This window comes from Mesorhizobium sp. M7A.F.Ca.CA.001.10.2.1, assembly GCF_003998575.1.
Lineage (GTDB): Bacteria > Pseudomonadota > Alphaproteobacteria > Rhizobiales > Rhizobiaceae > Mesorhizobium.
Window position 1 is genome coordinate 1 of the sequence record NZ_RZQY01000542.1, and the last position, 4,220, is coordinate 4,220.

The following is a 4,220-nucleotide window of genomic DNA, read 5'->3' on the forward strand; positions in this document are numbered from 1 at the left end:
GCTCAGCACGATCAGGGCGCCGGAGCAGGGGCGGATGCCGACCGCCGCCACCGCCGTCCACGCCGTGCGCCAGTCGAAGCGGTCGCCCGACAGCAGCGCCGGATCGGGTGCGTGCGAATGGCCGCAGGTATCGCAGACTTCGCCGGCCGCGTGATCGTGATGAGCGTGATCGTGTTCGGCATGATCGTGATGATCGTGCGAAGGGCCGTGCACATGGTCATGCGCGTGTGGCGCGTGCGAATGAGCATGCGCCGAATGGCTGGGAGCTGCATGGGAGTGACCGGCATGCGAATGCGCGCCGTGCGAATGGCCCCCATGAGAATGACCCCCATGAGAATGACCGGCGTGAGAATGGCCGGCATGAGCCGCCGACAGGCTGTAGGCCGGGCCCTTGCCGAACAGACGCAGGACGGCGGGGCCGAGTTTGCGCCACAGCAGCCAGGCGCCGAACAGGGTGACGAAGACAAAGCTCATGATCTCCATGAACCAGGCCGCGTCCGTCATCGAGACGGAGGTGCCGCGCAGGACGAAATAGGCGACCCCCATCACCGCGATCGCGGTCAGGCCCTGCAGCAGCGCCGAGACGAAGGACAAGAGGATGCCGCGCCGCAACGCCACTTCATTGGCCACCATGTAGGACGAGATCACGGCCTTGCCGTGGCCGGGGCCGGCGGCATGGAAAATACCGTAGGCGAAGGACAGGCCGACGAGTATCCAGATCTTGCTGCCGTCCTGGCGCATCGCCTTCATCGCCGTTGCCAGCGCGCGGTAGAATTCCTGCTGCCTGAGATTGATCCACATCAGGATATGGGCGAACGGGCCGGTGGTCGGCGCCATGCCGTCATTGACGCCGATGCCGAGCGAACTCTGGGCATGAGCGGCGTCGGCGAAATGCATCATGGCGACAGTGAGGGCCAACAGGCCGAATGCCAAACGCAGGGACGGTTTCGTCACCGGCTTCATCCTTCTGGCTGACAGGTCAGTTCGAGCTTGGTGGCGAAGATCTTGCTCATATCGGTGCCGGTCGGATCGTTGAAAAAGGCATCGGTGAGGGTCTTCTGGTTTTCCTTGATGGCCTCGTCCGGGTCCGGACGGACCACCTTGCTGGTGCAGTTCGAGGGCAGGCCTTCAACCGTGATGTTGGAGTCCTCGGTGAAGTCGATCGCCGTGTAGAATGTCGGATCGTAGACGCCGATATCGATCTTGCCGTGGAGCTTGATCGGCACCTTCGGTTCGGACTCGAACAGGATGATCAGCTGATCGTTGTCGAAATTGGCCATCAGATGCGGCGGCGGCGTCATCGCCACGTCCTTGCCGTCAACGGTGACGAGCTGGAAGTAATTGAACTCGGCCAGCGAGGCATGAACGGTGTCGGCGACTTCCTTCAGCTCCTTGTCATCGAGCTTCAGGTCGGAGTTCTTGTCGAACTCCATCATCACGGTCGAGGAAAACAGATCGTCGAAGCGCCAGAGATGACGGAGAGCCTTCACGCTTTGGTGATCCGGGGAGAGAATCACATCGAGGCGGGCCTCGGCGAAGACATGCGGATGCACGTAAGCCGGTCCAGTGGCGGCAAAAGTAGCCGCCAAGGCCGAAGCCAGCATGATTGCGTGCCGTTTCAGATTCATTCTCGGTCCATAGGCCTCGGAAGAGTTGCCGAGAGTTACCAGAAAGGGGGCGAAATTGGGACCATGAGACTATCGATGCCGGTCAGCCAGCCTCGCGCGTCCTGAACCACTGCACCAGGAAGTCGACGAAGACGCGGACTTTCGCCGGCAGATAGCGGCGGTGCGGGTAGACGGCGAAGATGCCGCCGCCCGACAGGATACGGTCATCCATCACCGCCACCAGCCGGCCGCTCGCGAGGTCGGGCGCGGCGATGAAATCCGGCAGGACGGTAAATCCGAGGCCCGCCACGGCCGCGGCTCTCGCCGTCATCGGGCTGTTGACCTCGACCGGACCGGACACCGAAACGCTCACCGGATCGCCATTGTCGCCCTTGAACGGCCAGTTGTTCAGTCCGCGGCCATTGGTGTCGACGATGCAAGGCATGCGGCTGAGATCCTGCGGCCTTGTCGGCATGCCATGCCTGGCGATCAGTTCGGGGGAGGCGCAGAGCTTTATCGAAAACGGCGCCAGCCGCCTGGCGATCAGCGACGAGTTCTCCAGCCGCGAGATGCGCACCGCAAGATCGAAGCCCTCCTCGACCAGATCGACGAAGCGGTCGTCGAGCTGGATGTCGAGCACGATGTCGGGATGCTGCTTGGCGAAGTCGATCAGCGACTGGCCGATCGGCGCGTCGGCGAAGGTGCGCGGCGCCGACAGCTTGATCCGGCCGCGCACGTCGCCGGAGGATTCACGCACCGCGTCGGCCAGGCTGTCGACCTCGCGCACGATCTCCGAGGCGCGCCGGTAATAGGTATGGCCGGCCTCGGTCATCGAGAACTGGCGCGTGGTGCGGTTGAGCAGCAAAGCGCCGAGTTCGTCCTCCAGCTCGCGCACATATTTCGACAGCAAGGCCTTGGAACGACCGATCTTGCGCGCCGCCGCCGAAAAGCCCTCGGCCTCGACCACGTCGATGAAGGCACGCATGCGCGTCAGTGTGTCCATGGTCAGGCCTTTCGTGCCGCGTCGAGAAGTTTCCGGCCGAGCCGTATCAGGGCAATGTCGCTGCCGGAAGGGCCAAGCAGCGACAGGCCGAACGGGGCGCCGGCGACCGAGCCGACGGGCAGCGTGATCTGTGGAAAACCAGACAGGCCGGCCAGGCACAGAAGTTGGAGCGCCCGTTCGCGATAGGCCTGGAACTGCTCCGGCGTGCTGTCCACGTAAGGCGCCGGACCAGGCACGGTCGGCAGGACAAGGAAGCCGTTCCTGCCGAGCAGGGCGTTCAGTTCGCCGCGAAAGGTCAGACGTCGCACCTTCTCGGCCTGGGCTGTCCTGTCATCGACGGCACGGCCAAAGCCGAAACGCTCCTCGACACCGGGGCCGAGGCCGCGCTCGCCGCTGGTGATCCATTCGCCATGCACCGCCCAGGCCTCCCTGGCCTGCAGCCGGCGAAAGCACCAATAGAGTTCATCGGGAGATGAGGAGAAGCGGATTGCCGGCGTCGCCGGCACGCCGAAGACCGCGCCCGCCAGCCCCTTCATTTCACCATATTCGGCCAGCGCCGGGCGGGCGACCAATCCATCCAGCCAATCCAGCGCCAGCGGCCGGTCCAACACGTGCTGGTGCGGATCGCGGCCGAGCAGCAGCTTGCCGACGGTCTCGTAGGTCTCGATGTCGTCGGCGAACCAGCCGAACGTGTCGAGGCTCGGCGCCAGCTTCATCGTGCCGTCGAGCGGAATGCGGCCATGCGTGGTGCGCAGCCCGATCAGTCCGCAAAAGCTCGCCGGGGCGCGGATCGAGCCGCCGGTGTCTGAGCCGGTCGCGATATCGGCCAGCCTGCCCGCCACCGCCGCCGCCGACCCCGATGAGGAGCCGCCGGTGACGCGGTCGGGTGCCGCCGGGTTCACCGGAAACGAGAAATGCGCATTCTGGCCGAACAACGCGAAGGCAAGCTCGTCGGTCTGCGTCTTGCCGACGAAGCGTGCGCCAGCATCGAGGATCATCTGCACGGCGGGTGCGGTGCGCGAGGCTGCGTGGCTTTCGGCGAATTTTTGCAAATTGCCGCAACCGGTGCGGTAGCCGGCGACGTCGTAGATGTCCTTGACGGCCAGCCGCAGGCCGGCCAGCGGGCCTAGCTGGGCATGTGCCACTGGCATCTGGCGAAGATCGAGAAAGGCGTTGAGAGGGCCGTGCGTGCCTGTCATCGTTCGATATCCGGATACGGTTGCCGCAACATTGTTCGACACCAGAAATTTTACAACCTGCGATACGATTTTTATTGATTGTGAAAGTCTTCGCCCTTATATCGCGCTTGCCCAAAGTCGCACGTGCCTGTGGGTGTCCGCCGATCCTCGAATGGTGAGGGAAATCGGTAAGGTAACTGGAGCCAACCCCTCCAGTCGGTCTAGCGGCCAACCGCCAGCCCGAGGACACCTTGAAGCAACGACGGTGCGGGCCTTTCTGGTGTTCTGCCGGTTGTCCAAAAACCGGGGTTACTGAAGAGGCACACCTTCATTGCCGGCAGTGCGGACGGGTCTCCCATCCAAGCCAAGGCAGACAAAGCGAACCGAGGCCGGGCAAGGCCAAGGTTCGCTTTGTCTGCCTTGGCTTGGATG

4 protein-coding genes are annotated in these 4,220 nt (G+C 63.8%); all 4 read right to left on the reverse strand.

All coding sequences use genetic code 11. From position 1 onward, the window contains the following. Nucleotides 1–963 (reverse strand): nickel/cobalt transporter (locus EN964_RS26805; protein ID WP_164776009.1); only part of this gene is annotated, 963 nt, incomplete at its 3' end. Continuing rightward, the gene (locus EN964_RS26810) at nucleotides 960–1,628 is read right to left on the reverse strand and encodes a DUF1007 family protein (RefSeq protein WP_023810039.1); all 669 of its coding nucleotides are present in this window, start codon (nucleotides 1,626–1,628) and stop codon (nucleotides 960–962) included. The genes EN964_RS26805 and EN964_RS26810, both read right to left, overlap by 4 nt. Nucleotides 1,629–1,710: 82 nt before the next feature. Beyond that, a complete protein-coding gene (locus EN964_RS26815) occupies nucleotides 1,711–2,610 on the reverse strand; it encodes a LysR family transcriptional regulator (protein ID WP_127272432.1) in 900 nt (299 codons plus the stop codon). A 2-nt stretch (nucleotides 2,611–2,612) separates the two neighbouring features. Further along, complete coding sequence (locus tag EN964_RS26820; RefSeq protein ID WP_127270878.1) at nucleotides 2,613–3,809, reverse strand: amidase; 1,197 nt, start codon at nucleotides 3,807–3,809, stop codon at nucleotides 2,613–2,615. Nucleotides 3,810–4,220 lie beyond the last annotated feature (411 nt).

Excerpts from the sequence above, each read along its gene's own strand:
- EN964_RS26810 (WP_023810039.1), bottom strand. The coding sequence starts at position 1,628 with ATGAATCTGAAACGGCACGCAATCATGCTGGCTTCGGCCTTGGCGGCT.
- EN964_RS26815 (WP_127272432.1), bottom strand. The coding sequence starts at position 2,610 with ATGGACACACTGACGCGCATGCGTGCCTTCATCGACGTGGTCGAGGCC.
- EN964_RS26820 (WP_127270878.1), bottom strand. The coding sequence starts at position 3,809 with ATGACAGGCACGCACGGCCCTCTCAACGCCTTTCTCGATCTTCGCCAG.